The organism is Brucepastera parasyntrophica, from assembly GCF_022376835.1.
Lineage (GTDB): Bacteria > Spirochaetota > Spirochaetia > Treponematales > Treponemataceae > Brucepastera > Brucepastera parasyntrophica.
On the sequence record NZ_CP084606.1, the window covers coordinates 1,254,146 to 1,279,357 of the forward strand.

Here is a 25,212-nt window from a genome sequence, read left to right on the forward strand (position 1 = left end):
GTGTAAACAGTCTGCCCTCCTGCCGCATTTTATATTATACATTAATATATCCGGAAGAAAGGCGGAATATATTTTTTTCTTACACATAGTAATGTGTAAGAAAAAACAGAAATTTTCCGGCGCTGTTTTTACATATATTTCCACCCGGATTTTTACACATACTATTGTGTAAAAAATCAGAAATATACCGTTTCCGGTTTTATGAATATCTTATGCGGAAAAACTTACACATCAGTATGTGTAAAGCCCCGAGGCGCTAACGCTTCACATATGTCCGCACAAAAAAACCTCCCGGAAAACTTCCACGGAAGTTTTCCGAAAGGCCGTAAGGAGCAACGCATGAAAAAACTGCTTATAGTGATTTATAGCTGAACCACCAGTCGTAGCCTTCATATTTTTTCTTGAATTCTTCAGCGCCCTTGACTGTTCCCGGAGGCGGAATAATAACCTTTTCGCCGATAAGGTCATTGCTCGGCCAGTTTGCCGGCATGGCTACGCCTTCCCTGTCGGAAATCTGGAGGGCGGTTACCGCGCGGAGTATTTCCTGCATATTGCGCCCGATCTCCTGCGGATAATACAGCGTAAGCCGGAGCTTTCCCGCCGGATCAACAATAAAAACGGCGCGGACTGTATTGGTCCCCTTGCCCGGATGCAGCATACCCAGTTTCATTGCGAGGGCATCGTTCGCCGCGATTACCGGAAAGGTTATATCAATATCAAGGTTTTCTTTTATCCACTCAATCCATTTGATATGGCTGGTTATCTGATCAATGGACATTCCGATCAGCTTGACGCCTATTTTGTCGAATTCGGGCATGAGCTTCTGGAAGCCGGCAAATTCAGTTGTACATACCGGTGTAAAATCCGCAGGATGGCTGAAAAGGATAAACCAGCTTCCCTTCATATCCTGGGGCAGCTTCATGGGCCCCTGGGTAGTCTTTACCTCAATCTCGGGAAACATATCGCCCAGCAGGGGCATATTCATTTCTTCCATATTTTCCTCCTCTGTATTTTTATATACCGGAACATTTCCGGATAAACTGTACCAGAATATAAGTTAACCAAATTAAACAAAAAAAACAAATTTTATCCGCGGGAAATAAAAAAAACAACGTATTGCTTCTGGTAACTTGCATAAGCTATATAAAGAATTGTACTGTGGTACCCATGGAAGAAACAGAATACAGAGGTTCAGGTTTTATAACCTTCGAGGATTATATCCGGTTTATCAGAAAGTATCTTTCCGAATTTCTGCTCAGAAAAAATATGCGCTGGTATATCATATGCGCGGCCGCTTTATCAATCATAACCGTCTGCTCATTTTATTTTCTGCCGGCATATTCAGCGCAGAGAATAAGCCTTATCGGCTGGGGACTGTTTCTCGCTGTCGGTATTATTTTTATACTCCTTTTTTTCCAGAAAAAGACATACAGGAAAACATATGAATCAAATAAATTTTTTACTGAAAAAGTGGAATATGTAATAACTGAAAATGAAATCCGTATTTCTTCCGAAAGCAGCGCCGAAAAATTAACGAAAGATAAAATTTACCGCATCCTTTTTGATAAGGATGTTGTGTATATTTTTATCGCGGAAAATATGGCGCATATCCTGAAACAGAGCTATTTTGCTGATGAAGCAATCTTTGATGAAGTGAAAAACTTCATCAGGATTAATTATATGTAAGGCCCGGAGCAGGCGAAAGGGTAAAAATGTTTCCGCTCCGCTGGATTCCGTTTTAATTTCATGCTAGAATTAAAGATATGGATAAAAAAGCTTATGAAATGACGCGCCTGCAGGCGCTGTGCAGCGAAAAGGGGCCCCTGTGTATAGGACTGGATACTGATCCTTCCTATATTCCGCCCGAAATTCTCCGCCTGCATGATTCACCCGCGCAGGCTGTGCTTGCCTATAACAGAGCTCTTATATCAGAAACAGCCCGGCACGCGGCCTGCTTCAAAGTACAGATTGCCTATTATGAGGCAATGGGTATTGAAGGACTTTCCGTATATTCGGAAACGCTGAAAACCGTCCGCTCGGCCGGGATTCCCGTTATTGCCGATATAAAACGGGGCGATATAGCGGACACGGCAAAGGCCTATGCCCGGGCCCATTTTTCAGGCGACTTTGAGGCTGATATTATTACGCTGAATCCCTATATGGGCTTTGACACCCTTGCGCCCTTCCTTGAATTTGTAGGACAGACAGGCAAGGGTATTTTTGTGCTCCTCAAAACTTCAAATCCCGGAATGAAAGATATTGAATGGCTCCGGCTCGATCCGGAACACAGCAGGGAGGTGCGGGTGCTGGACGTAGTCGGCAGCGGCATTGAAAACATTTCGGGCCGGTTCGGACAATATTTAGCGAAAGACTGCTCACCTGTCGGCGTTGTTGTAGGCTGTACCGACGAAGAAGAAGCTGAAGCTATCCGCAGTCGGTATCCCAATCTCTTCTTTCTGATACCCGGTTACGGGTCACAGGGAGGTGTGGCGCGGATCGCGGCACTGCTTCTCGGCCGCGCAGGCGGCACGGTCAACTCTTCAAGAGGTATTCTATGCGCCTGGCAAAAGGACCCTTCACTCTCGCTGAAGATGACATCCAATTCCCTTACACTTGATGATATAGTCGAATCAGCCGCCAGGGCGGCCTTTAACTCAAAGGCGGAACTGACCGGCGCGAAAAAAACACTTGCAGGAGGCTGAAAGAAATGAAGTGTCCTTCCTCCATCCCCCGGATAGCCTGTTCGGCGCGCGTACGGGCAAACAGGGAAATCGAACAGTCGGTTTTCGAACTCGTAATTGAGCGGAAAATAACGGCATATGAAACAGGGCCTGAGACCGGCCCTGCGGAGAAGACAGTTTCCATTCCTGCTCCGTGTCCGGGACAGTTTTTTATGCTCAGGGCCAGGCCCTCCGGAGTCCTTCTCGGGCGGCCGATAAGCATTTTCAAATCCGATAAAACCACACTGACTTTTTTGATACTTAAAAAAGGCGCCGGCACCGAAGAACTCTGCTCTCTCCGGAAAGGCGACCATGTTGATATTCTGGGGCCGGTCGGCAACCACTTTATGCAGCCTGACGAGCTTTTTTCCGAGGAAAGAAAAAAAGAACTTGTCGCCGGTAAAAATGACGGATTGCTTGCATCGGCGATCTCCTATCTGCTTGAGACAATGCAGGCCGGTGAAACAGGCCCGCTCCGTATAGCGATCGCAGGCGGAGGCATAGGCATCGCGCCGGTAGCCGGTTTCGCCCAGACATTGCCTCCTTCCTCGTTTGATTTTTACGCCTGCTTCCGTTCCGATCCTTATGGAATTGAAGATATAGCGAACCGGGCAAAAAATCTCTATATAACTACCGAGGACGGTTCGGCGGGAACGCGCGGAATTCTTTCCGATATTTTTGATCCGTCAAAATATGACCTGGTCTACGCCTGCGGCCCGGTTCCCATGCTTAAATACATTCAGAACTGCTGTCCCGGTCATAAACCATTTGCCTTTTTGAGCCTTGAACAGCGTATGGCCTGCGGGGCCGGCGCCTGTCTCGGATGTACAGTAAAAACCATACACGGCAACCGGCGCTGCTGTGTGGATGGCCCTGTTTTTAATGCAGCGGAGGTGATTCTGTGAGCAATCTTTCAGTAACCATCGCGGGTGTGGAATTCGCAAATCCGGTTATCGCGGCCTCGGGAACCTTCGGATACGGGACCGAGTACGGAAAAATAATTGATGTGTCCCGTCTGGGAGGAATATGCTCAAAGGGACTGACGCTGGAACCCAGACAGGGGAACACCGGCATCCGCCTCCTTGAAACAGCTTCGGGTCTTATTAATTCAATCGGGCTTGAAAATCCCGGTATCCCGCATTTTGTAAAACATGAACTGAAGAAAATGCTCCGGCTCGGCCCCGTGATTATTGCGAATCTTTCAGGCTCGACAATCGAAACATATGTTGAGGGGGCAAAACTGCTTGCCCGCACCAGGGTACCCCTGATAGAACTCAATATATCCTGTCCGAATGTAAAATCGGGCGGAATGGCCTGGGGGCTGGACCCGGCCTCGGCGGCCCTTGTTATTTCGGCAGTAAAAAATGCCGCGCCGGAAAAACCCCTGATTGTTAAACTTTCTCCGAATGCTCCGGACCCGGTAGCTGTCGCAAAGACTGCCGTGAGCGCCGGAGCGGACGCCCTCAGCCTGGTAAATACCTTTCAGGCCTTTTCCGTTAATATTGAAACGGGAGAACCTTTTTTTGATAATATTACCGCGGGCCTTTCAGGGCCAGCGATCAAACCCATTGCCCTGAGAATTCTCCGTGATATTGTACTCGGCGTTCCCGAATGCGCGCCGGGCGGACCTGTTCCGGTTATCGGACTCGGGGGAATTTCAACCTGGCAGGATGCCGTTGAATTTATTATGACCGGGGCTTCCGCGGTGCAGGTCGGAACCGCGACCTTCGCCCGGCCCCACACCATGACCGATATAATAGACGGACTTTCCTCTTTTATGGACAGAAAACGATATCCGGATATTCCCTCAATGAGGGGCATCGCTCTATAATAGAGTCCGGCTGCTATTTTACCCTTATCTTCCTCCAGTGTAATTTATCATGAAGTATTGCAAAAAGGGGAAAGCCCCGGAAGTGCGTGTAAGTCTTTATAATATAAGCATTTAGCAAGAAAATCTAATATTTTCTCATGTCAATCGAAAAACCCTTAAATACCCGAAAAACAGCCATTTTTACCCGAATTTAAGCCCTTTTTAAGGGTTTTTGTTACCTAAGTTGTTACCTTACTTTTTTTTGCTTTTTTCCATTGGCGAAACAGGAAAAAATGGTAAAATCATAATTGCCGGTGTGTAGTAGAAATACTACGCATGGGTAGCTGGGCCCCGCGAAAGCAGGGCCGTTTTTTATGTTACGCTGATGGATATTCCTTTATTTGACCGGCTTTGTAGCACTTGAATTTTTATGCAAAAACAGTATTATTATACGTGTCTCGGTGTGTGACAGCAATGTTGCGTACGGAGAGCCCGGCCCCTCCCGCGAGGGGCAGTTTTATTTTAAACAGCGCTGCTTTGCCATCAATAACAAAGTAGATATAAATCATATCGACTTTGAGTAAGTCTTTTTTTTGTGGGTTACGACCGTAACCAGTTTTTATGCTGTCTACAAAATAAGGTTACGACCACAACCAGTTTTTGCACTGGTTGCAAAATGAGGTTGTGACCACAACCAGCACTCATGCAACCCCTAATGCGTGGTTATAGTTATAACCAGTTTTTACACCGCTTGTAAAATAGGGTTATAACTATAACCACGATAAATAAAAACACCCAAGAATCAAATATGGTTAACGTGTTAACCCGGTTTTTTTTGTAGTACGCAAAACGAGGTTAACACGTTAACCAAGAATTTTTAATCCACAGAATTTTAATCCGCCGCTTGACTTTTTTCCGGTATCCGTCGATAATAAAGATACCAAACTTACAGCGGATGCCCGCACCGTCACAAATGCGGATTTTTTTGTCTTTTCATAATCTTGCTGATTTTTTTTCAGTTAATGATTACCTGAAAGACCCCGACTATTGAATAATAGCCGAACTGTCCGGGGACCCGTGAGGGCCGGGCGCCCTGTAAGGCGTGGTAACAGTTCGGCTTTTCTTTTTTGCCGAAACACCAAACTTACAGGAGGTGTCACTATGACATCGAAACAAACCGGATTCCGCCCCGGAATCATCCCCGCGCAATCAATCAGACTTTTTCTCGGAATCCCTCTTGACCGCCAAAAGGCCCGTGCGCTTTTATCCTATCACATCGGAGAAGTTGAAAGCTGTATCCGGTCTGCCCACGATGAAACATACAACATCATCGCCGAACTGAAACCCTACACGGGCAACAGGAGGGTAGAAGGATGAATGAGTTAGCCAATATCAATACCCCTGAACCGCCGCGCTCATCATCAGACCGTCTTCGGGATTGCGTTTTATCAGCCTTCCCCGAACTTGAAGCAATTACCATGCCCGACGACTCAATGCAGGAATGGGGTATACACAGGGGAGACATTCTTCTGTATAAACCGGTTGAAGGAGAATGCGGCCTTGATATATATGTATACACACATAACAGGCGTGTCTATGTGAGTGAGCTTGAATTTGACCATGAGACGAATAGGATCGCCGCAACCACATACCGGGAAGGCGCAGGTAAGAGGACAGAAATAATATGTCCAAATACCCTTCCTGAATACAGTGCCGGTGAAAACAGAATCCACATAATAGGCTGCGTTATTTGGGTTATAAAAAACAACATGACATCGTTCAATAAGCTTTTCTATAATTACAAATCCTTTTTTGAATGCTATGAAAATTGACAGATAAGAAATGGGCATTAACTCTCCTAGAGAGAGTAATACTTGCATCAGGTAAAATACCAGTATAATGCAAGAGCCGTTAAGACGGGGATCAGACGTCTTAACGGCTTTGGCAACAAAGCCGGGCCGCAAGGTGACTGATCCACCGCGCGGCCCTTTTTTTATGCAGTGCCGTCAAGGCGAAAGGAGCAGGACATGAACGATGCGATGAAATTGAAAAAACTTATACCAACCGAAGTGAACCCTGAGTATGTTTTCAAAGATTGGAAATCCTTAGAAAATGAAATCATTGTGTGCCACGAAGGGTTAAAAAAAATGACGGCAGTCTTTGCCTTTGAAATAGGGAAACGCCTGTGTGTTGCAAAAGAAAAATTAGGACATGGAAGATTCCTGCCCTGGCTGGAAGAAAAATTTCCATTTTCTGAAAGAACAGCAAGAAGTTATATGGCATTGTATAGTTATTTCAAATCGGCAAAATTTGCCGATTTGAGTACAAAAAATCTTAATGCCGCCATGATAGAAGCTGGTGTTATAAAACCAAAAACACAGCTTCCCGCATTAGAAGACACGCGCGCACAAGAATATGAACAAATGAGAAAACTTTCTGAAGAAATTACAAATAACAACCGTGAATTAATAAAAGAGATATATGAATATGGTCAGAATATTTCAAAACTGCAAGCAATCGCCCCGCTTGAAAAGATAAAAATCTGTATTCCGGAGATGTCTGATTTCTCGCTGGAAGAAGCGGCTGAATATCTCCGCATCTATACCGAGATTGAAAACAACGCTGATAAAATGGCGTTGCTGGATGACGACTATATAGAAACACTCCTTTTACCAGTTATAGAAATGTTTATTACCCGCTTAAGCACTAAATATGCAGAAAAGCAGTTAAGCAATAATACATCACAGGTTTGATTGCCTTGAACAAAAGGCTTTTATGTCCTGCCGGGAAATGCACCACTGCCCGTCACAGTCTTTATACGCGGGAAGTTCTTTTCTCATAATCAAGCGAAGTATAGTCAGGTAATGTACAGAAAAGAAATCAGCGGCTTCTTTTGTTGACACGATTGCAGGGAGGGTTTGTATTTTAGTTACTGTTACGGCGCTTATCATAGTCTGTTACCGACTCCGGAACTATACGCCAGAGATTCCCTATTTTTATAGCTTCAATATATCCCATGGCCAAAAGGTAATACACCTGATGGTTTTCGAGACCTAAAAAATGTGCCGCTTGTTCAACCGTACAAAACACACTGTATCCTTATTATATGCGGAGATGGAAACATCCACTGCCGCACATAGCGTTATGACTTAAAGATACATGCTTCTTTGGCGGTTTACTGGAGGAGACGGGAACCGCCGTTACGCGACGGGTTTCGGCGCGGCTTCTTTTTGTTCAGGAATCGTGTCTCCGTATGCTGCATAATATTCTCTTATCGCGCCCATTGAAACGCGCATTGCCCGGCCCGGCTTGATTCCCTCCAGGTATCCCATGTCAATCAGGTAGCGGATATGACGCGGCTTTTTTCCCATTATTTTTGCGGCTTCAAAAACAGTTAATAACACGGTATGTTCCTCCTGTTCATGTGTATAAGAATACATGAGGAATATACTGGTACTCTACATCTGATATACGGCGCCGGCAAAAAAAAGCGGGTGTTCTGTATTTTTGAATTTTGCCTAAAAGGGCATGATTTAGGCATAAACAGGAAAAGACGCGGCAATGGCCATAAAGGCCGCTTCTACCCCTTTAAATTTCGCTTAAATGGGGGTGTTTTTGCCGGCACCGTGAATAGGGATTCATAATTTCTTTCGAACGCTTTTCGAACACCTTCTCGTGCCGCTCCGGGGCAAATAACCATACACCCGCACCCGCCATTATCAGACCGCGTACTCACTCTCTTAACTCTTCCAGAGAAACACCTGTGTTTTAGCGTGTATGCTTATTTCAAGAACTACAATTACAGGAGGCTTTTGTGCTGACAAAGATTCTTAAATTATGCAAGGAAGGCATACACGGCCAACAGGGCACCGCAGTCCGTTCCGGCGATTTAATAGAAATGACTGAAACCTATGAATGTAAATCAGCCCTGGTAACAATTTGGCTGTATGATATGCCGAGGTAAAGTATGTTTTATACGGTTGGACAAACGGCAGCCTATTTACATCTGAAAACATACCAAGTGCAGTACCTTGTACTCATGGGATACATTGAAGCAATCAAAATAGGTAGAGTATGGAGAATTTGCCCTAAATCGGTAGGCGATTATGCTGAGCGACACTACAAAAAATAAAATAAATTTGTTACCCGCAATTTTATCTATACAAGAAGTGGCCGACTTCTTTTCAGTTCATTACATGACCATATTCCGTATGATACAAAAAAAGAAAATAGACGCATACAAAGATGACGATGGTCAATGGTGCATACTCCGACAGGATATAAAAAAGTTTTGTTCCAGACAATCAAATCTATAACTGCAAAAGAGAAAAAAATTGATATGGGGAAACAAAGCATCCAGATGCAACCGAAATGACCATATATGATATTGCAATAAAAGAACCACACTGACAAAACTTGATTTAAAAGGACAATGAGATGGGAAAAAAAATCGAAATCACTTTTTATTTTTCGGCAGACGTCGTGACAGTTATTCCGTCTGCTTGTGTACTCACACGTTCCGCATGCAATGATGCGCTGCAGCACGTCGAAGATTCAGTTGCGATAAAGATTCCGTATGACGCAGACCTTTTTGCACAGATTACCTCACATGAAGAATTTGCCGCGGTCGTAAAAGAAGATGACGTGATACAGTTTACCGGTACTATCAGTGCGGACACATCATGGGAAGATATGGGGAATCCTTATCCAATCGGGGACATTTCCCTTACCATAAAGGACTACACCTCACTGTTTTCAGTGAATACCGAATCTGAGCGGGTGTTCTTAAATACCGCACTTACTGACATCCTCACTGCCCTTTGTGACGATCTACATATACAGATAGTCACTGATAATATTCCAGCAGTCATTCTGCCGGTTTTCGTAATGGCCGAGGGGACACAATATCTACAGACTATCGATGCCCTGTGTTATCAGTATCAGATTGCCTTCAGTTTCGATAATCTTGGACGCTGCCAGTTCTTTAACTTTGGAGAGATGCCATCTGTCCCGGACACTATCGACGCTTCCACCATACTCAGCAAAGTTCAGGTCAAGAAATCAAAGAAAAAATATGATGCGGTAAAAATCGGATACAACACTTTATCGACGAAAGAAAACGAACAGGTGTATTTTGAGTCTTTCGGCTATGATTCAAATAACGCTCCGACGCCGGTCGTAATTCAGCCGGGTGTATACTATCCCTTTGACGCCTCGCCGGTCATAGAAGAAACGGAAGGCCAGGTTTATCAGTCCTTTGCCTCCGGATACGCGGAGACCATACGGAAATATAACGGTGAACTTGATTACCGACGGTCAAAAAATACTACGCTGCTGTACACACGGAATCACTATGTTGTCGAAGACTGGGAGGGAAGCCTTATTATAAACCGTACAGAGTTCGGGGCCCAGCGGGCGTCTGTCCGTTTTCTCAATAACGGAACGGTGGACGCGCGCCTCAGGCAGTTCGCAATCCGGGCGGATGTAATCTACCGGAACGAGATAGGATATGTTTCTGCTGGCAGCGGTAAGACAGACCGTCTTTTTTCTTCTGATGTCGAGTTTATTTATACCGCCGACCATGCTGAAGCCCTTGCCCGGACTCTGTACCGGTATGTGTCAAAGGGAAATTTTTCAATTACCTTTTCTACTGATAACCAAGAAATAGAACCAGGAACATTCGTGCACCTTGATATGGGTTTGTCTGGATTTATTGTTGATGTACTGATTCTCTTATCCACCGTTGACGCCGCTACCGGGATTTACACATACAAAGCAATTTCTGTCCGCGCCGCCGCAGTTGATGTGTCGCGGTTCAAACTAACACAGACCGATGACTCAAAAGGAGAGAAAGGTGACAATGGTAATGACGGACAATCGCTGTCTGTCCTGTTCGCAAAGAATACGTCACTTACCACGCCTCCTTCATACACCGCTGACGCAGATAACCCTGGAGCCGCATGGACAATAGAACCGCCCGCATTGAATGAGGGCGAATATCTTTGGCAAATTACCTCGCGCTGGCAAGGAGAAGACCGGCTGACGGCCTGGAGTCCTGTCCGCCTGTCAGGGCCAAAGGGTGACGATGGAGCCACGGGAGCTACCGGTCCCCAGGGCGCACCGGCAGCTAAATATCTGTATACCGGCTATGCAACGGCAGGTACTAATCCCATAGTAACTATTATAAAAAATGACACCATAACGCAGGTTACCGCAAATACAAATGATTTTTTTCTATGCACTTCCGGGGCCGGGGCGGGACACACAATCGGATCATTATACCAGTGGAATGGCTCTGTCTGGGCGATAACAACAGATACTGACAAGGCAATGGTCTCAGCCGCAGATGCGCTCGAATTATCGCGGGCAAATCCGGAGACCGACATACAGGCCGCAAGTATTTTTCTGGGGAAATGGTTCCTTTTTCAGAAAACAGTTTCTTCCATCCCCCGTTCTGTACCTCAGGCAGGAGATCAGCTTATCTATATGGGCCTCGATCCCCGTAAGGAGGATCCCTTAAATTATGAGTTTGCCATAAAGGAACTGGTATCAAAAAATGGCAGCATAGAATCATGGCTCACACATTTTATAACCGAACGCGTAAAAGAAGCCTTTAATATTGTTGTCACCGGCGGCGTATATGCTTCCCGAGGATTTTATGCCGGGAATGTATATGACTGGCAGGAGCTTATGTCGAACCCCGGATCTGATCCTGCAGCTTCCATTACTGGATTAAATCCCTATGCGTATATTGAAACAGGAACAATGCTTATCCCGTATCGGGGCGGTGAAATTACTTCGCAGGCTCATTACACGAACGATGGTGTATATTTTAATCCCATTATGAAAAACGGAAGTCCGCTTACAATACTTGATATCACGTATGGGGATGGCGCTATTGTCTGTGCGCTTGCCGGCGCCGGGCTTTTACGAATTACTACAGATGAGGGCGCAAGCTGGAGTGAAGTATACGGGCTACCGTCTTCTGTTTTTATCGGCAAGGTTGCCTTTGACGGTGGACATTTTGTATGTCTTCCTGCGGCGTTTTCAACTTCATCTCTGGTTGGCTATACAACAGCAGATTCTATTTTAACCTGGAGCCAGAATGGAAATAATGGCGGCGCGTATGCTGCAAAGTTTTTATGCGGCGGTAACGGAATTTTCCTTGCCTTCGCGGCTGACGGACGCATTTGGATATGTACCGACAGGAAAAACTTTACCTATTTGCGTACGATTAATAAAAGTATTCTTTCAGCGCAATTTTATGACGGTAAGTTTTTGCTTGCCTGCGGTGATGGCTGTTTTTATACTACAACCGGCAGCGATCTTGTAGATGTTACCCCAAGGGCAGGACTTTCATATATCTTCTTTTCAGGAAATGACGGCGTGTATTGTGCGGGAACCAGCAATGTATACACAGACAGCGGCTTTGTGTTTTGTACGGAAATACTTGCCAGGTCGTCATGGACATACAGCTTTGACCTGCTGGATTATAATAAAAATGTTGTGGGAAATTCTGTAACCAGAGTAATCAGCTGCGTCGCGCGTTCCAGGCTTTTCAAAAAGACGATCGCGTTCCTTTCCGGCCAGGGCATAAGTGATTATAATTACATAACCTATGAAGCAAAATACCAGAATATTGCCGATTATTCAGGAGTATGGGTACCTTTCGATATGGTCATAGAAGCTGTGACTACAAATCCCACAAAAGGGGGTGTTGTAGAAAGTAACGCACAGAAACGCCTGGTCGGTAAAGAATTATCACTGGTATATAACTACAAACAAAGTTCCTCCGGAGCTGCCGGCAGCGGGGATTACCTGTTAAAACTTCCGGATAACCTGAGAATAGATACAAGAATACACCCGATTAATGCGTTAGTCGGGGTTGGATATCTTTCAACGAATGCAAATGAGACCGGAAGCAATACACGAATTGCACATGCTCGTGTATACAATAACCAATACCTAAAGATATCCTATAACATAGCAGACTCATCATCCGGAGCTATGTATTATTGGGGGAGCGGGAGGTATCAGCTATCGACGGCAAATATCACCATGCGGATGAAGGCAACGTTGACCGTTTTATGAGGGTTTACTTGTGCATGTGAAAAAAAGGAGGATGCGTGATATGGATATGCGATGTAAAATATTCCGGTATAAGTTAGAACAGTATGTTTTAGATTTATATTTCAATAAAAGAAAAACATTAACTGAAATTGAATCGCTTATACGAACTAAAAAGAAAAAGAATGTAAGCAGGGAATCCGTGAGACGGTTTATCAATATGCAAAAACAGGAAAAAGTATGATTTTTCTGCATGATATTACAGGCTATAACATGATATAACAAGGAAAAAATGTCAGTTTTTGTCAAACTCCATGATTATTTTTGTCATTCTTCGGGGCGCGTTACATCCAGCGCCGGGAAACAGCGGGACGATAACTGCGGTACAGGCTGAATAATTGTTTGTCCGTTTTTCCCTGCATGGCCGGAGCGTTAATTTTCAAACAGGAATCAGCCTTTTCACAGGACAGAAATCCGGTATGGCGCGGAAATTTCCAAATCCGGCCGGAATATGGATGTCCGGCCGCCAGGGAAAGAAAGGACCGCATTCAGCCATATAACGGGAAAGCGTCTGAAATAAGGAACATTTCCATAAAGAAGAATTGCCGAACAGGCAAATATTATCTATACTTTAACAAATGAAGCGGAGGAATCTATGCGTTTATACAGCAGAAGTCAGGTATTTGGCATAATTGCATTAGTCGTTGCCGTTCTTTGCATTGTCTTTTTTGTAGTCGATAAAACAAATATTTTGAATTCTCCGGCAATAATGCAAACACCGGGCAGACGGAAACCTGGAACCAGGGCAGCAGTGAACCCGAGCCTTTTATTTTTAACTCGACGCCGGTATCTGTCCCCGTGCTGGATAATTCAGGATATACCATTGAAGAAATCCAGAATATTACCGTATATGAACAGGCGAATGAAGCTGTTGTAAATATCACGACGGAAACAGTCGGAATAAACTGGTTTCTTGAACCGGTCCCGCAGGAAGGCGGATCGGGTTCAGGGTCCATTATTGACAACCGGGGCTATGTAGTAACAAACTGCCATGTTATCAGCGATGCGGTAAAAATATATATATCGCTGTCTGACGGAAGCCAGTATGAAGGGAAAGTTATAGGTGTTGATAAGGAAAATGATATAGCGGTCCTGAAATTCGATCCGCCGAATAACACTGCCCTTAAGACTATCCCCTTCGGGGATTCCTCCGCGCTGAAAGTCGGGCAGAAAGTAATGGCCATAGGAAATCCGTTCGGGCTGGACCGCACCCTGACAACAGGAATAGTTTCCGCGCTGGGGCGGCCGATAAAAATAGAGGCCAATACTATAATAAAAGATATGATCCAGACTGATACCGCCATCAATCCCGGAAATTCAGGAGGGCCGCTTCTTGATACGCAGGGAAGAATGATAGGCATAAACACCATGATTTATTCAACTTCGGGGAGCTCCGCGGGAATCGGATTTGCGATCCCGGTTAACACGGCTAAACGGGTCGTCGCGGAAATTATCCAGCACGGAAAAGTCATAAGAGGTTCCATTGATGCGGAACTTGTACAGCTTAATAATTCGATTGCGAACTACGCGAAACTTTCAACCAATAAGGGACTGCTGGTATCCCGGGTCGTACCCGGAAGCAATGCCGAAAAGGCAGGACTTAAGGGCGGCACGGAGGCGGTAAGATACGGATCATTCCGGAACAGTTCGGTCATTTACCTGGGAGGGGATATAATTATTTCCATTGCGGGGCAAAATATCGAAAGCCTCACCGACTATTATTCGGCGCTCGAATCACGCAAGCCGGGAGAAGTTGTCCCTGTTATTGTCTTGAGGGGCAAGCAGCAGGTGACGCTGAACGTAACACTGGCGGAACGGACCAAGTAATCTGCAGAGAGGATAATGCATGAGACCTTTTCAAGTTATCTCCGAATACGAACCTTCCGGAGATCAGCCTGAAGCAATTAAGAGTCTGGTAGGCGGACTCGCGCGCGGCGACCGTTTCCAGACGCTGAAAGGTGTTACCGGTTCCGGAAAAACATTTACCATGGCAAAAATTATCGAGTCTGTCCAGAAACCGACCCTGGTAATCAGCCATAATAAAACGCTGGCAGCGCAATTATACCGGGAATTCAAAAGCTTTTTTCCGGATAACGCGGTCGAATACTTTGTTTCGTATTACGATTATTATCAGCCCGAAGCCTATGTTCCGGCGAGGGATTTGTACATAGAAAAGGACGCTTCAATAAACGATGAAATAGACCGCATGCGGCTTTCAGCAACATTCAGCCTGATGGAACGCCGGGATGTTATCGTTGTTTCAACTGTTTCCTGCATTTACGGGCTCGGTCTGCCGGAATCATACCGGGACATGCGTATCCATATTGAAAAAGGAATGTCGGTCGATCCTGCCGAGTTAAAAAAGAAACTTATCTCGCTTCAGTATGAAAGAAATGACGCTGTTCTTGAACGCGGACGCTTCCGTTCCCGCGGCGATGTTCTGGAAATTTTTCCGGCTTATATGGAAGAAGCCTACCGCATTGAATTCGACTGGGAAGAAATAACGCGGATCAGGAAATTTAATCCTATATCCGGCGATATGATAATGGAATTTGACGAACTTTCAATTTATCCCGCCAAACATTTTGTTCTTCCCGAAAACGCTATTCCCAACGCGCTCGGAAGAATCCGGACACAGCTTGAAGATCAGCTTGCTTTTTTCAAAAGCCAGGGGAAAATCGTGGAAGCTGAAAGACTGAAAACCCGCACGGAATATGATATGGAAATGCTCGCGGAAATGGGCTACTGTCCGGGAATTGAAAACTATTCGGCCCCAATAGCCGACCGCCTGCCGGGAGAACCGCCGGCGACACTGTTTCATTATTTTCCCGGGGATTTCCTTCTTTTCATGGACGAAAGCCATGTAACATTTCCCCAGATCGGTGCAATGTACGAAGGCGACCGCTCACGCAAACAGAATCTTGTAGACTTCGGATTCAGACTTCCCTGCGCGCTTGATAACCGTCCCCTGAAACTCAATGAATTCGAATCCATGCTGAATCAGGTAATATTCGTTTCCGCTACTCCGCGGGAGACAGAACTGAAACGGTCCTCACAGATTGTTGAACAGGTTATCCGCCCGACGGGACTTATTGATCCTCTTATAGAAGTCAGGCCGAGCGAAGGACAGATGGAAAACATTTATCAGGAAGTAAAAAAGCGGATAGAGAAAAACGAGCGCAGTCTCATTTTAACGCTGACAAAACGCATGGCCGAAGACCTGACCGATTATCTGGCGGGACTCGGCCTGAAAGTAAAATATATTCATTCCGAAGTGGAGACAATTGAGCGGGTTGAAATACTGAAGGGGCTGCGCAGCGGGGAATTTGATATTCTCGTGGGAATCAATCTTCTCCGTGAAGGTATTGATCTGCCCGAAGTTTCCTTCATAGGTATTCTCGACGCCGACAAGATAGGCTTTCTGCGTTCGGCGACCAGTCTTATTCAGATTATAGGCCGCGCCGCGAGAAATGAAAACGGCATGGTTGTCATGTACTGCGACCGTATGAGCGACGCCATGCAGACGGCCATTGACGAAACCTCGCGCAGACGGAAAATCCAGGAAGAATGGAATACAGCCCATAATATCACCCCGACGACTATTAAAAAGGCAGTGAATGATATTCTGGTACGGGAAAATGAACTGAAAAAAGAAGCCGCGGAAACGGAATCCTCCGTGCTTGTTAACAGTTTCAATTTATTTATCCCGGCCGAGCGCAAAAAACTGATTAAAGCCCTTGAAAAGGAAATGAATGAATACGCCGAAATGCTTCAGTTCGAAGAAGCCGCGGTTATCCGTGATAAAATCCTGGAAATAAAGCGGATGGGAGAATAAGAACAGGGGCTACTCAAGTATCCGGCTTAAAAGCACATCAAATTCGCCCATTGACATTTCACCGTCGAGCAGTTTTCTGATTGCTGACTGAATTGGGGCGGGAAAACTTTTCCAGTATACGGAAGTCCAGTCGCCTATGGAATCGCGCAGCAGGGATTCATCGTTCAGGCTCATCTGACCAAGGCTGTACGCTATAAACTGGTATACCATTTCCTGCATGGCATCGGAAGGGATACCGTTAATAAGACCCTTATGGGCCAGGCCCAGATATTTGTCCGAATTCTGCCCGGGAACAATTGCGTTCCGCAGGGTATCACCGTCCGGCATCCATTCATCCATCAGTTCCGCCATCTGCTCCCGGGTTAATTCAGGAGCCTCCCTCTGGAGCATATCCGAAATCATATTCCGCACGGTATTCCGCACACCGTCCATACTGTTGTCTATTGACCGCTGCACCGCATCGCTCATCTCACGGGCGGCCCGGGCGGGATCAAGGGATATGATTCCGCTGGAAGCAGTCAGGTCCCGCCGCCGGCGTTCAACAGCGGCTTCCAGAGCGTCAATTTCCCGCAAACCGGCATGGTTGAGAATATAATCAAGGACTGTCATAAGATTAATGTCGTTTTTTTTACCAGGCATCCTGATTTCAGCATACAGCCGATTTCCGATTTAAGCAAGATTACCGTCTTTCCGGGAAGAATCGGCGGCCTGTATTAACCGTACTTGACCTTCGGGCTTTCCGGAATTATGCTGATACTTCAAATGGAACTGGAAATATTAGGATCAGGGACAAGCCACGGAGTCCCCGTAATCGGCTGCGACTGCGCAGTCTGCACATCGCGGGACCCCAGGGATAACAGAATGCGCGCCAGCGCAGTAATCCGTCATACGGACGGCAGAACTATTCTGATTGATGCAGGGCCGGAATTCCGCATCCAGGCCCTCCGTTCGCATATCAGCCGTCTGGACGCGGTATTGATCACGCATTCCCATGCCGATCATATTCACGGAATTGACGACCTCCGTATCTTTTCCCACAAAACGGATATGCCCATTTATGCCGACGCGGTCTGCCTGAATGATATTCATGACCGCTTTTCCTATGTGTTCAGCGAAAGCCAGGAAGGCGGAGGAAAACCCCATCTGAAATTATGCGAAGTCATACACGGACAGGCCATACAAATAGCCGGGACTGATGTTCTGCCGGTATTGGTATTTCACGGCGGTTTGCCGATAACCGGCTGGCGGATCGGAGACACGGCATATATAACCGACTGTTCCGAAATCCCCGATGCTTCGGTATCACAGCTGAGAGGCATAAAAAATCTTATAATAGATGCGATCCGCGAAAGGCCCCATTCAACACATTTTAATTTTTCACAGGCCCTGGAGCAGATAGAAAGAATAGGACCGGAACGGGCATGGTTTACCCACATTACCCATGACTTTTCCCATACCGGCATCCAGGAATGGCTGCAAATCCACGCGCCGGGGAAAAAAATAGAGCCTGCCTGGGACGGACTCATAATACCGGTACATGAGTAAAAACACTTTTATGCATTAATCCCGACATATGCCGAAAACGTCTGCGTACATATAAAAACGCATCATTTCCACACCCTTTTCCAGGAAATGAACCATAATGTCAGTTTTATTAACAGACGGGGAAGCCTTATTCACAGAATATTTTTTTGAACAGCCTCTCTTCCGGCGGAACCCTTATCTATCCGGGTACCGCCGCCGGAGAAAGCCCAATGAAGATCTCAGCGCGGAAAAACGTACAATCAGGCTGTTAAACGGGAAAAAGTATTATATCAGACCTTTTTTACTACGTATCCGCTTCTCAGACAGCGGGTACACATTTTTATCGTCACGGTTGAACCGTTCAGTATGGTTTTTACCTTAACCAGATTCGGTTTCCACAAACGCCGGGTATGATTATAGGCTTTGCTAACCTTGTTTCCGCTGACCGTCCCTTTACCGCAAATTTCACATCTCCGAGACATATTCTACCTACCTTTAGAAAGGGACTGTGTAATCCCTATTATTTTACATTAATGGAAGTATACAATACCAAAAAAAAGCATCCGTGTAAAGTATAAAAAACATGACGGCAGACAGAACAAAACGTGGTTTTCAGAAAAAAAACGCGTATTTATTCCCGGATAATGATATAATCGTACCAGCAGCGCATAATAAATTTCTTCCAATCGGCGGAAAAAAGTAGTAATATTAGGTAAGTAGCGGAAGTCTGCAAATGTTAGAAGGAGCAAAGCATGGTCAGAACCCTTGTTGTTTCAACGGAAAATATTGACGATGTGCAGGAAGCTGTAGCTGAAATACAGGCCCAGCTTGATATGGATAAAAACCTGCTCAAAAACACGGTCGGAATTATTACCTGCCACCTGGAATTTGTATTTTCCGGCGTACTTAAGGCGATATGTGAAAGCCTGCCCTTTGATATTGCAGGCACCATAACAACCGTGCAGGCTATTAATGAACATTCCGGGACCCTGCTCCTTACGCTGATGGTTCTTACCAGCGATGATATATCCTTCAAGGCCGTCATGACGCCCTCGCTCAAAACGGATCCGGCGAATGCTATCCGGGAAGGTTACAGAGAAGCCGCCGGAACAGGCGCCGAAAAACCCGTTCTTGTTTTTTCTTTCGCGCCTTTTATGGTGGAAAATTCAGGAGATGAATATGTCAATGTGCTTACGGAAGTTTCGGGTGGGGCGCCCTGTTTCGGGACTCTTTCGGTTGATGATTCCGCTGATTTCCGTGACTGCTACATGCTGTTTAACGGGGAGCATTACCGGGACCGGATGTCAATGATACTGGTCTATGGAAACCTTGATCCGAAATTTTATATTGCTACAATATCGGAAAACAAAATCCTTGACAGGGCCGCCCTGGTGACCTCCGCCGAAGGACATATTCTCAAAGAAGTGAACGGAAGGCCTGTCGCGGATTATTTCGAGGACCTGGGGCTGACAAAGGCGAGCGAAACAAGTTACGCCATGACCTCGCTTCCCTTTATGCTTGATTACGGCGACGGGACACCGCCGGTTTCAAAGGTTTTTATCGGACTAAACGAAAACCGGCAGGCCATATGCGCAGGAACAATGCCGATAGGCTCAACACTCTATATGGGTGTTTTTGACAAGGACGATGTTCTTCTTACAACAGGAAACGCCATCCACGCGGCCCTCAGCGAATCACCCGGAGCGTCAGGAATGCTTATTTATTCCTGTATATCCCGCAGCATGTCACTCGGCAGTGATCTGATGGCGGAAATGGAGCTGCTGAACAGGGAATCGGGCGGAAAAGTCCCCTTTATGATGGCCTATTCAGGCGGCGAAATCTGCCCAACTCAGGTAAGCGAATCAAAGGCTGTTAACCGCTTCCATAATAACGCCTTCATTTTATGCATTTTCTGAACCGGTAGAGAGGTATTTCCGGTGTCTGTAAATCAGGATATGAGCAGCCTTGAAGAAGAAATAAAGCGGCTGAAACATGAAAATTCACAGCTTTCCCGCGAACTGAGGACAACCAGGAGTTTTCTGGACAAGGTTTCAAAAACCGTAGAATCCAAGATTACTCTGGGCAATGTATTATCCATCGCTAATGCAAAACAGCGGGCGTATACCGACATACTCCTGGAAAGCTGTCCCAATATTATCCTTCTTCTTGATGATGACGGACGCCTTGTTCTCAGCACAAAAATGTTTCTGACATTGACCGGCACCCATAATTTTGACTACATAAAAAACCGGACATATCAGGAAGTCATGTTCAAACATCTCCAGCCGGAGGTTGCAGAAGAACTTGAGATTGCGATTAATACGGTTATTTCCGCCAAGGAAACGTCTGTCATTAATAACTGGATAGATTTTACCGGAACCGGTGATATGCGGTATTATTCCATTGAACTGACGAGTATAGGCAGCGCAAAGGGCGGAGACGCCGGTATCACGTCCGGCGTTCTTGCCGTATTTTCGGATCTTACCGATTTTCTGCGGGAAAAACAGCGGGCGGAAGACGCAAATAATGCAAAATCGGACTTTCTTGCGGCTATGTCCCATGAAATCAGAACACCGATGAACGCGATTCTCGGACTGAATGAACTGCTCAGCCGAACCGATCTGAATCCGCTCCAGCACAAATACCTCTCGGATATACAGAATTCTTCCCAGTCCCTGCTGACAATAATAAATGATATTCTTGATTTTTCAAAAATAGAAGCGGGGAAACTTGATATTATCAATTCGGACTATGACCTCCCCACGCTGCTTGAAAGCCTGAACTCAATGTTTGAAATTATGTTCAAGGGAAAAGGCCTGACGCTTATTTTCAATACCAGCGACAGTATTCCGAAAACCGCGTATGGGGATGAAAACCGACTCAGGCAAATTCTTACCAATCTGCTGTCCAATGCCTTAAAATATACGTATGAAGGGAAGGTTGTTTTTTCTGCCTGGCTTTCAGATGAGGACATGCTCCGTTTTGACGTACAGGATACAGGCATAGGGATACGCAGGGAAGATACCGTGAAATTATTCAAACCCTTTGAGCAGCTTGATACGAGGAAAAACAGAAATGTAGTGGGTACGGGACTTGGGCTGGCCATCAGCTATAAACTCTGCAAACTTATGGGCGGAGATTTGTGGCTTGAAAGCGAATATGGATCCGGCTCAACATTTTCCGTTTCCATACCCTATATTTCCGCAAAAGAAGCTGTTGAAAAAAACACCGCGCGGGCAGTAAAGGTCTTTACCGCGCCCAAAGCAAAAATCCTTGTTGTTGATGACATAGAAATAAACCTCGCCGTTACCGAAGCAATGCTCAATACCTTTGGAATCAAGCCCGATCTGGCGCAAAACGGAAAAGACTCCATCGAACTTGCGGGACAGAATAACTATGACCTTATTTTTATGGATCACATGATGCCGGGAATGGACGGAATTGAAGCGACGAAACTTATACGCACGATTAATGATTATTACAAAACGGTTCCTATCATAGCACTCACGGCAAATGTTATTAACGGGGCGGAAAAAATGTTTTTGGAAAACAGTTTTGATGATCTTCTCGCAAAGCCGATGGATTTATTATCACTTGCCCAATGTCTGTACAAGTGGCTTCCGGAAAAACTGATTATAGAAGCAGACTGACAATTCCCTGTAACAGAATTACACTGAAGCAAGGGAAGAACGTATAATCAGTTCCGTATCCATAACAATTGACGAAACAGTCCGTTTCGCGAGCATATCCATAAGGACTTCCGCCGCGACCTGTCCTTTGAGAAAGCCGGGCTGTCTGACCGTCGTCAGCGGAGGCGACATAAAACGTGCAAAGGGAATATCATCAAAACTGATAACGGAAATAGTATCGGGAATAACAAAGCCCTGCCGCTTGCATTCTTCATATACGCCAAAAGTCTGAATATCCGCAAAACAGATGATAACCGAAGGTGAATTCTTTAACGCAAGCAAATCATGGGTAATATCCCTGGCATCTTCCATAGATGAATCAGTATAAAATATCTGGATATCGGAATTCTTCTCAAGAGGAATACCCTTTTTTGCCAGGGACCGCCGGAAACCCTCCAGGCGGCACTCATTTACAATACTGGAAAAATCGGCGTCATCCGGCAGCAAAACATCTTTGAGTACGTAAATCGCGATCTTTCTGTGTCCGTAAGCCAGAACAGTATCCATAAGGTTTTCAGCAGCCGCGGAATCATCGATTCCGATATTTACCAGCATTTTATCGGATTTTCCATCGATGGTAACAAAGGGAAGGCCTCTCTGGTAAAACAGTTCGAGAATGGACATTCCGGGTCCTATACCAAGCGTTACCAGCCCGTCGACGGCGGCGTTCCGTATGGTTTGGGATAATACACCTTTCAGCGGAGACAATATGCTGAGGGAAAGGCCCTCGTTGTCGCAGACATAGCCTATGCCCCGGATTATTTCGGAAATATAGGGATTCTGCAGGACCTCATGCACTGCCTGGGGAACAAGAAACCCGATAGAACCGGTATGTTTTTTTGCCAGAGTCCGGGCAACGGGATCAGGGACGTAGCCGAGTTCTCCGGCAATTTCCATAATCCGTGTATACGTATCCTTCGAGATTTTTGAAGGATTGTTAAACGCAAAGGAAACCGTGGCCTTTGAAACCCCGGCCCTGAGCGCAATATCATTTATAGTTGACCGCATGGGACACTATCCCTTTACTGCGCCGGCGGCAATACCCTTTATAATATATTTCTGCAAAAACAGGTAAAATATAACAATGGGCAGCGCGGAAAGCGTGAGAGACGCACACATCGCCCCGTATTCCTTAAGGAACTGGCCATTAAAGATCATCTGGGCAAGCTGAATTGTCCCCTGCTTTACTACAATCAGGGGCAGAAGAAAGTCGTTCCAGAGCCAGAGCGCATCAATTACGGCTATTGTTGCAATAATGGTTTTAAGGAGCGGAAAAACTATGGTAAAAAGATATAAAACCTTCCCGCGCCGTCTATCGCGGCGGATTCCTCCAGCTCCTGCGGGACGCTCTTTACAAATCCGTGGAACATAAAGATAGCGGTCGGACAGCCCAGTCCCCAGTACATGGGAATAATCCCGGGAATGCTCATCAGGTGAAGGTCCGAAGCAAGGACCGCAATCGGGACCATAATAATCTGGAAGGGAATAACAAGCGCGAACACAAAATAAGCATATATGACCCATGAAAGTCTGGTCTTTGTCCGGGCCAGAATGTAGGCGGCCATGGCGCTGCTTAAAATAATCCCGACCAGACCGAAAACAGTAATAAACAGCGTGTTCATGAAAACACGCGGAAAGTTCATCTGTGTCCAAGCCTTTATAAAGTTATCGGGATAAAAAGACTTGGGAAGAGCCATGGGTTCAAGCACTATCAGGGAGTCCGGCTTGAACGCATTAATCAGGACATACAGAATCGGGTAAAAAACACGAGCGCGAACAGTATCATGAAAACATTTAATATCGTTTTGTTAAGGGTTTGCCGTTGTTCAGCCATTATTGTTCGACCTCCTTTCTCTTCATAACATAAAGCTGGAGACCTGTGACCGCAAAAATAATTATGAACAGAAGCATTGCTTTAGCTGTTGCCAGTCCTGCCTGTTTTCTGGCAAAGGCGTCAAAGTATATATCAAGAACAACAGGGACCGTGCCATAGGTATAGGCTGATCCGCTGGTCATTGCGTATATTAAATCAAAACTCTTGAGCGCATTTGCGATTGAAAGGAACAGAGATATTGTTATTGCGGGAACAAGAAGAGGCAGGGTTATATTGAAAAAACGCTGCCAGGACTTGGCCCCGTCAATTTTGGTTGCTTCTATTACATCTGTCGGAATATTCTGCAAACCGGCAAGGTATACGATCATATAATATCCGGCCCCCTGCCAGACCGCGACCATCACAAGGAGCCAGGGAGTTTTTGCGGCGTCGCTGAGCCACTGGTCTATCCCGGTGAGCTTGGGAAAAAGCTGGAAAAAAAGCATTTTCCAGATAAGCGCTACAATAATCATGGAAAGTACATTCGGCAAAAAGAAAACCGAACGCAGAATTTTCTGGCCCTTAATACCGGAATCAAGCGCCAGCGCGAGCGCAAAGGCCAGAACATTAATACCTATTACGGAGAAAAAGGCAAAAAACAGGGTAAAGCCGATAACGCCCATATCAAAGCCTTTTGACCGCCATTTATCCGACAGCAGGTTTTTTACCTCACCCAGATTGAACAGACCGTCGGAGCCGGCTTTTACGGCATAAAGGCTTTCGGAAGAAAGCGGGTTTTCCGTAATAAACGAGGAAACAACGGCGTCAAAGGTCTCTTCATTCTGTGCGAGAGACAGTGTTTTCAGTTCGGAAATAAATCCGGAAACGGCAGCGGTTGAAATGCGGTTTTCTGTTTCAACCTCGGGAATAAGCCATATCATCTCTTCAAATTCAAATTCACTGTAGGCAGGGTCAAGCGTATAGAATTTGTCTTCTTCCATGTAATACATATCAAAAACCGTTTTTTCCTGCGGTGTAAGTTTTGAAAGAAAATTACGCTGGAACCCCTTTTTCTCTATCCGGACCGGAAGCCCGGATGTTTTATTGTAATGGGTTCGCTCAAACGAACGGGGATAAAAGGAGCTTTCAATTTTGCCGGACAGAATCCGTTTATAATTATCGAACCCGACAAATCTGTTGGATTCCGGTTCATAACCTGCCTTACGCATAATCCGTTCCACACGGTAACGCTTTAATCCGCCTATCGAAAGACGGCTCCACGTATTGGTATTCTCATTTTTCTCGTACACTGAAAGGAGAAACTTCCTGTCGGATTCCTTTTCGACGTTATTGAGAATGCGGTTTTCAAATTCATCGGCCTTCATTGAAATGGGAGATTTCGGAGTAAGACCGTCCCAGTTTGTCATCGATATGTAGAATCCGTTAATAAACGGATAAATAAAAAAGAGTGTGTATAAAACCAAACAGGGTAAAAGAAAAATTATAAAATAGAAAGCTTTCCGTGATCTGGATTCTACCATAGTCCGGGACTCCTCAAAAAAACCGTGATATCCGAAGAATATCACGGCCCGTTTATTGATGCAGAATAATTATTTGAAGTTATGCGCACGGAAAATGTTTCCCGCACGTATTTCAAAATATCAGTAAGCTGAACCAGTTCCAAAACCTGGTTG

The 25,212-nt window shown here is 45.6% G+C and carries 26 protein-coding genes; 16 read left to right on the top strand and 10 right to left on the bottom strand.

The genetic code is table 11. The features are described from left to right. Nucleotides 1-352 precede the first annotated feature (352 nt). Entirely contained in the window at nucleotides 353-994 is a 642-nt protein-coding gene (locus K7I13_RS06010) for a peroxiredoxin (RefSeq protein WP_255948763.1), read from the bottom strand. Nucleotides 995-1,167: 173 nt separating this feature from the next. On the opposite strand from K7I13_RS06010, the gene K7I13_RS06015 reads away from it, so the two are divergent. The 7 genes from K7I13_RS06015 to K7I13_RS06045 all read left to right on the top strand — a co-directional run bounded on the left by K7I13_RS06015 (nucleotide 1,168) and on the right by K7I13_RS06045 (nucleotide 7,283). Beyond that, complete coding sequence (locus tag K7I13_RS06015; RefSeq protein ID WP_255948764.1) at nucleotides 1,168-1,686, top strand: YcxB family protein; 519 nt, start codon at nucleotides 1,168-1,170, stop codon at nucleotides 1,684-1,686. A gap of 77 nt (nucleotides 1,687-1,763) precedes the next feature. Next, nucleotides 1,764-2,702: an orotidine-5'-phosphate decarboxylase gene (gene pyrF, locus K7I13_RS06020; protein WP_255948765.1), complete on the top strand. Its 939-nt coding sequence runs from the start codon at nucleotides 1,764-1,766 to the stop codon at nucleotides 2,700-2,702. Between the two features lie 5 nt (nucleotides 2,703-2,707). Then, entirely contained in the window at nucleotides 2,708-3,625 is a 918-nt protein-coding gene (locus K7I13_RS06025; protein WP_255948766.1) for an iron-sulfur cluster-binding protein, read from the top strand. Beyond that, on the top strand, nucleotides 3,622-4,551 hold the full coding sequence (locus tag K7I13_RS06030) for a dihydroorotate dehydrogenase (protein ID WP_255948767.1): 930 nt from the start codon (nucleotides 3,622-3,624) through the stop codon (nucleotides 4,549-4,551). The genes K7I13_RS06025 and K7I13_RS06030 overlap by 4 nt, the downstream gene beginning before the upstream one ends. A 1,140-nt stretch (nucleotides 4,552-5,691) precedes the next feature. Then, the gene (locus tag K7I13_RS06035) at nucleotides 5,692-5,907 is read left to right on the top strand and encodes a hypothetical protein (RefSeq protein WP_255948768.1); all 216 of its coding nucleotides are present in this window, start codon (nucleotides 5,692-5,694) and stop codon (nucleotides 5,905-5,907) included. After that, the gene (locus K7I13_RS06040) at nucleotides 5,904-6,362 is read left to right on the top strand and encodes a hypothetical protein (protein WP_255948769.1); all 459 of its coding nucleotides are present in this window, start codon (nucleotides 5,904-5,906) and stop codon (nucleotides 6,360-6,362) included. The genes K7I13_RS06035 and K7I13_RS06040 overlap by 4 nt, the downstream gene beginning before the upstream one ends. 195 nt (nucleotides 6,363-6,557) lie before the next feature. Next, nucleotides 6,558-7,283, top strand: coding sequence for a DUF3102 domain-containing protein (locus K7I13_RS06045; RefSeq protein ID WP_255948770.1), 726 nt, complete (start codon nucleotides 6,558-6,560; stop codon nucleotides 7,281-7,283). Here the strand turns inward: K7I13_RS06045 and K7I13_RS15600 are convergent. The 3 genes from K7I13_RS15600 to K7I13_RS06050 form a co-directional block, all read right to left on the bottom strand. Next, complete coding sequence (locus K7I13_RS15600; RefSeq protein WP_369413709.1) at nucleotides 7,272-7,481, bottom strand: excisionase family DNA-binding protein; 210 nt, start codon at nucleotides 7,479-7,481, stop codon at nucleotides 7,272-7,274. The two genes, K7I13_RS06045 and K7I13_RS15600, sit on opposite strands and share 12 nt — an antisense overlap. After that, nucleotides 7,456-7,620 (bottom strand): helix-turn-helix domain-containing protein, encoded by a 165-nt coding sequence (locus K7I13_RS15605; protein ID WP_369413710.1) that lies wholly within the window; start codon nucleotides 7,618-7,620, stop codon nucleotides 7,456-7,458. The genes K7I13_RS15600 and K7I13_RS15605 overlap by 26 nt, the downstream gene beginning before the upstream one ends. 110 nt (nucleotides 7,621-7,730) lie before the next feature. Next, the gene (locus K7I13_RS06050; RefSeq protein ID WP_255948771.1) at nucleotides 7,731-7,934 is read right to left on the bottom strand and encodes a helix-turn-helix domain-containing protein; all 204 of its coding nucleotides are present in this window, start codon (nucleotides 7,932-7,934) and stop codon (nucleotides 7,731-7,733) included. A 410-nt stretch (nucleotides 7,935-8,344) separates the two neighbouring features. Here K7I13_RS06050 and K7I13_RS06055 point away from each other — a divergent pair, with 410 nt between their 5' ends. From K7I13_RS06055 to uvrB, 6 genes are all read left to right on the top strand, one after another. Then, nucleotides 8,345-8,494, top strand: a complete 150-nt coding sequence (locus tag K7I13_RS06055) for a hypothetical protein (protein WP_255948772.1) — start codon at nucleotides 8,345-8,347, stop codon at nucleotides 8,492-8,494. Between the two features lie 3 nt (nucleotides 8,495-8,497). After that, nucleotides 8,498-8,662 (top strand): helix-turn-helix domain-containing protein, encoded by a 165-nt coding sequence (locus tag K7I13_RS15610; RefSeq protein ID WP_369413711.1) that lies wholly within the window; start codon nucleotides 8,498-8,500, stop codon nucleotides 8,660-8,662. Nucleotides 8,663-8,741: 79 nt separating this feature from the next. Then, nucleotides 8,742-8,846: a hypothetical protein gene (locus tag K7I13_RS15870; protein ID WP_439647482.1), complete on the top strand. Its 105-nt coding sequence runs from the start codon at nucleotides 8,742-8,744 to the stop codon at nucleotides 8,844-8,846. 121 nt (nucleotides 8,847-8,967) lie between these two features. After that, entirely contained in the window at nucleotides 8,968-12,621 is a 3,654-nt protein-coding gene (locus K7I13_RS06060; RefSeq protein WP_255948773.1) for a WD40/YVTN/BNR-like repeat-containing protein, read from the top strand. An 834-nt stretch (nucleotides 12,622-13,455) separates the two neighbouring features. Further along, nucleotides 13,456-14,484, top strand: coding sequence for a S1C family serine protease (locus K7I13_RS06065; protein ID WP_255948774.1), 1,029 nt, complete (start codon nucleotides 13,456-13,458; stop codon nucleotides 14,482-14,484). Nucleotides 14,485-14,503: 19 nt separating this feature from the next. After that, nucleotides 14,504-16,492, top strand: a complete 1,989-nt coding sequence (gene uvrB / locus K7I13_RS06070; RefSeq protein ID WP_255948775.1) for an excinuclease ABC subunit UvrB — start codon at nucleotides 14,504-14,506, stop codon at nucleotides 16,490-16,492. 9 nt (nucleotides 16,493-16,501) lie between these two features. Here uvrB and K7I13_RS06075 read toward each other — a convergent pair whose 3' ends face one another. Continuing rightward, the gene (locus K7I13_RS06075; RefSeq protein ID WP_255948776.1) at nucleotides 16,502-17,131 is read right to left on the bottom strand and encodes a hypothetical protein; all 630 of its coding nucleotides are present in this window, start codon (nucleotides 17,129-17,131) and stop codon (nucleotides 16,502-16,504) included. A gap of 108 nt (nucleotides 17,132-17,239) precedes the next feature. Between K7I13_RS06075 and K7I13_RS06080 the strand changes: the two genes are divergently transcribed. Beyond that, on the top strand, nucleotides 17,240-18,037 hold the full coding sequence (locus K7I13_RS06080; protein ID WP_255948777.1) for an MBL fold metallo-hydrolase: 798 nt from the start codon (nucleotides 17,240-17,242) through the stop codon (nucleotides 18,035-18,037). Nucleotides 18,038-18,306: 269 nt separating this feature from the next. Here K7I13_RS06080 and rpmB read toward each other — a convergent pair whose 3' ends face one another. After that, entirely contained in the window at nucleotides 18,307-18,498 is a 192-nt protein-coding gene (gene rpmB / locus K7I13_RS06085; RefSeq protein ID WP_255948779.1) for a 50S ribosomal protein L28, read from the bottom strand. 270 nt (nucleotides 18,499-18,768) lie between these two features. On the opposite strand from rpmB, the gene K7I13_RS06090 reads away from it, so the two are divergent. Next, nucleotides 18,769-19,932, top strand: a complete 1,164-nt coding sequence (locus K7I13_RS06090; protein ID WP_255948781.1) for an FIST N-terminal domain-containing protein — start codon at nucleotides 18,769-18,771, stop codon at nucleotides 19,930-19,932. Between the two features lie 21 nt (nucleotides 19,933-19,953). Further along, nucleotides 19,954-21,666 carry an ATP-binding protein gene (locus K7I13_RS06095; RefSeq protein ID WP_255948782.1) on the top strand — a complete coding sequence of 571 codons (1,713 nt, stop codon included), beginning with the start codon at nucleotides 19,954-19,956 and terminating at the stop codon, nucleotides 21,664-21,666. An 18-nt stretch (nucleotides 21,667-21,684) separates the two neighbouring features. Here the strand turns inward: K7I13_RS06095 and K7I13_RS06100 are convergent, their stop codons facing one another. The 4 genes from K7I13_RS06100 to K7I13_RS06115 all read right to left on the bottom strand — a co-directional run bounded on the left by K7I13_RS06100 (nucleotide 21,685) and on the right by K7I13_RS06115 (nucleotide 25,059). Further along, nucleotides 21,685-22,713: a LacI family DNA-binding transcriptional regulator gene (locus K7I13_RS06100; protein ID WP_255948783.1), complete on the bottom strand. Its 1,029-nt coding sequence runs from the start codon at nucleotides 22,711-22,713 to the stop codon at nucleotides 21,685-21,687. Nucleotides 22,714-22,719: 6 nt separating this feature from the next. Further along, complete coding sequence (locus tag K7I13_RS06105) at nucleotides 22,720-22,863, bottom strand: hypothetical protein (RefSeq protein WP_255948784.1); 144 nt, start codon at nucleotides 22,861-22,863, stop codon at nucleotides 22,720-22,722. A gap of 119 nt (nucleotides 22,864-22,982) precedes the next feature. After that, nucleotides 22,983-23,327: an ABC transporter permease subunit gene (locus K7I13_RS06110; protein WP_255948785.1), complete on the bottom strand. Its 345-nt coding sequence runs from the start codon at nucleotides 23,325-23,327 to the stop codon at nucleotides 22,983-22,985. Nucleotides 23,328-23,538: 211 nt separating this feature from the next. After that, nucleotides 23,539-25,059 carry a carbohydrate ABC transporter permease gene (locus tag K7I13_RS06115; RefSeq protein ID WP_255948786.1) on the bottom strand — a complete coding sequence of 507 codons (1,521 nt, stop codon included), beginning with the start codon at nucleotides 25,057-25,059 and terminating at the stop codon, nucleotides 23,539-23,541. Nucleotides 25,060-25,212: the final 153 nt, after the last annotated feature.

Bases quoted from the DNA above. Each gene is read 5' to 3' on its own strand.
- K7I13_RS06010 (WP_255948763.1), bottom strand. From the start codon at position 994: ATGGAAGAAATGAATATGCCCCTGCTGGGCGATATGTTTCCCGAGATT.
- K7I13_RS06015 (WP_255948764.1), top strand. From the start codon at position 1,168: ATGGAAGAAACAGAATACAGAGGTTCAGGTTTTATAACCTTCGAGGAT.
- pyrF (WP_255948765.1), top strand. From the start codon at position 1,764: ATGGATAAAAAAGCTTATGAAATGACGCGCCTGCAGGCGCTGTGCAGC.
- K7I13_RS06025 (WP_255948766.1), top strand. From the start codon at position 2,708: ATGAAGTGTCCTTCCTCCATCCCCCGGATAGCCTGTTCGGCGCGCGTA.
- K7I13_RS06035 (WP_255948768.1), top strand. From the start codon at position 5,692: ATGACATCGAAACAAACCGGATTCCGCCCCGGAATCATCCCCGCGCAA.
- K7I13_RS06040 (WP_255948769.1), top strand. From the start codon at position 5,904: ATGAATGAGTTAGCCAATATCAATACCCCTGAACCGCCGCGCTCATCA.
- K7I13_RS06045 (WP_255948770.1), top strand. From the start codon at position 6,558: ATGAACGATGCGATGAAATTGAAAAAACTTATACCAACCGAAGTGAAC.
- K7I13_RS15600 (WP_369413709.1), bottom strand. From the start codon at position 7,481: ATGATAAGCGCCGTAACAGTAACTAAAATACAAACCCTCCCTGCAATC.
- K7I13_RS15610 (WP_369413711.1), top strand. From the start codon at position 8,498: ATGTTTTATACGGTTGGACAAACGGCAGCCTATTTACATCTGAAAACA.
- K7I13_RS15870 (WP_439647482.1), top strand. From the start codon at position 8,742: ATGATACAAAAAAAGAAAATAGACGCATACAAAGATGACGATGGTCAA.
- K7I13_RS06060 (WP_255948773.1), top strand. From the start codon at position 8,968: ATGGGAAAAAAAATCGAAATCACTTTTTATTTTTCGGCAGACGTCGTG.
- uvrB (WP_255948775.1), top strand. From the start codon at position 14,504: ATGAGACCTTTTCAAGTTATCTCCGAATACGAACCTTCCGGAGATCAG.
- K7I13_RS06075 (WP_255948776.1), bottom strand. From the start codon at position 17,131: ATGCCTGGTAAAAAAAACGACATTAATCTTATGACAGTCCTTGATTAT.
- K7I13_RS06080 (WP_255948777.1), top strand. From the start codon at position 17,240: ATGCTGATACTTCAAATGGAACTGGAAATATTAGGATCAGGGACAAGC.
- rpmB (WP_255948779.1), bottom strand. From the start codon at position 18,498: ATGTCTCGGAGATGTGAAATTTGCGGTAAAGGGACGGTCAGCGGAAAC.
- K7I13_RS06090 (WP_255948781.1), top strand. From the start codon at position 18,769: ATGGTCAGAACCCTTGTTGTTTCAACGGAAAATATTGACGATGTGCAG.
- K7I13_RS06100 (WP_255948783.1), bottom strand. From the start codon at position 22,713: ATGCGGTCAACTATAAATGATATTGCGCTCAGGGCCGGGGTTTCAAAG.
- K7I13_RS06105 (WP_255948784.1), bottom strand. From the start codon at position 22,863: ATGATCTTTAATGGCCAGTTCCTTAAGGAATACGGGGCGATGTGTGCG.
- K7I13_RS06110 (WP_255948785.1), bottom strand. From the start codon at position 23,327: ATGAACACGCTGTTTATTACTGTTTTCGGTCTGGTCGGGATTATTTTA.
- K7I13_RS06115 (WP_255948786.1), bottom strand. From the start codon at position 25,059: ATGGTAGAATCCAGATCACGGAAAGCTTTCTATTTTATAATTTTTCTT.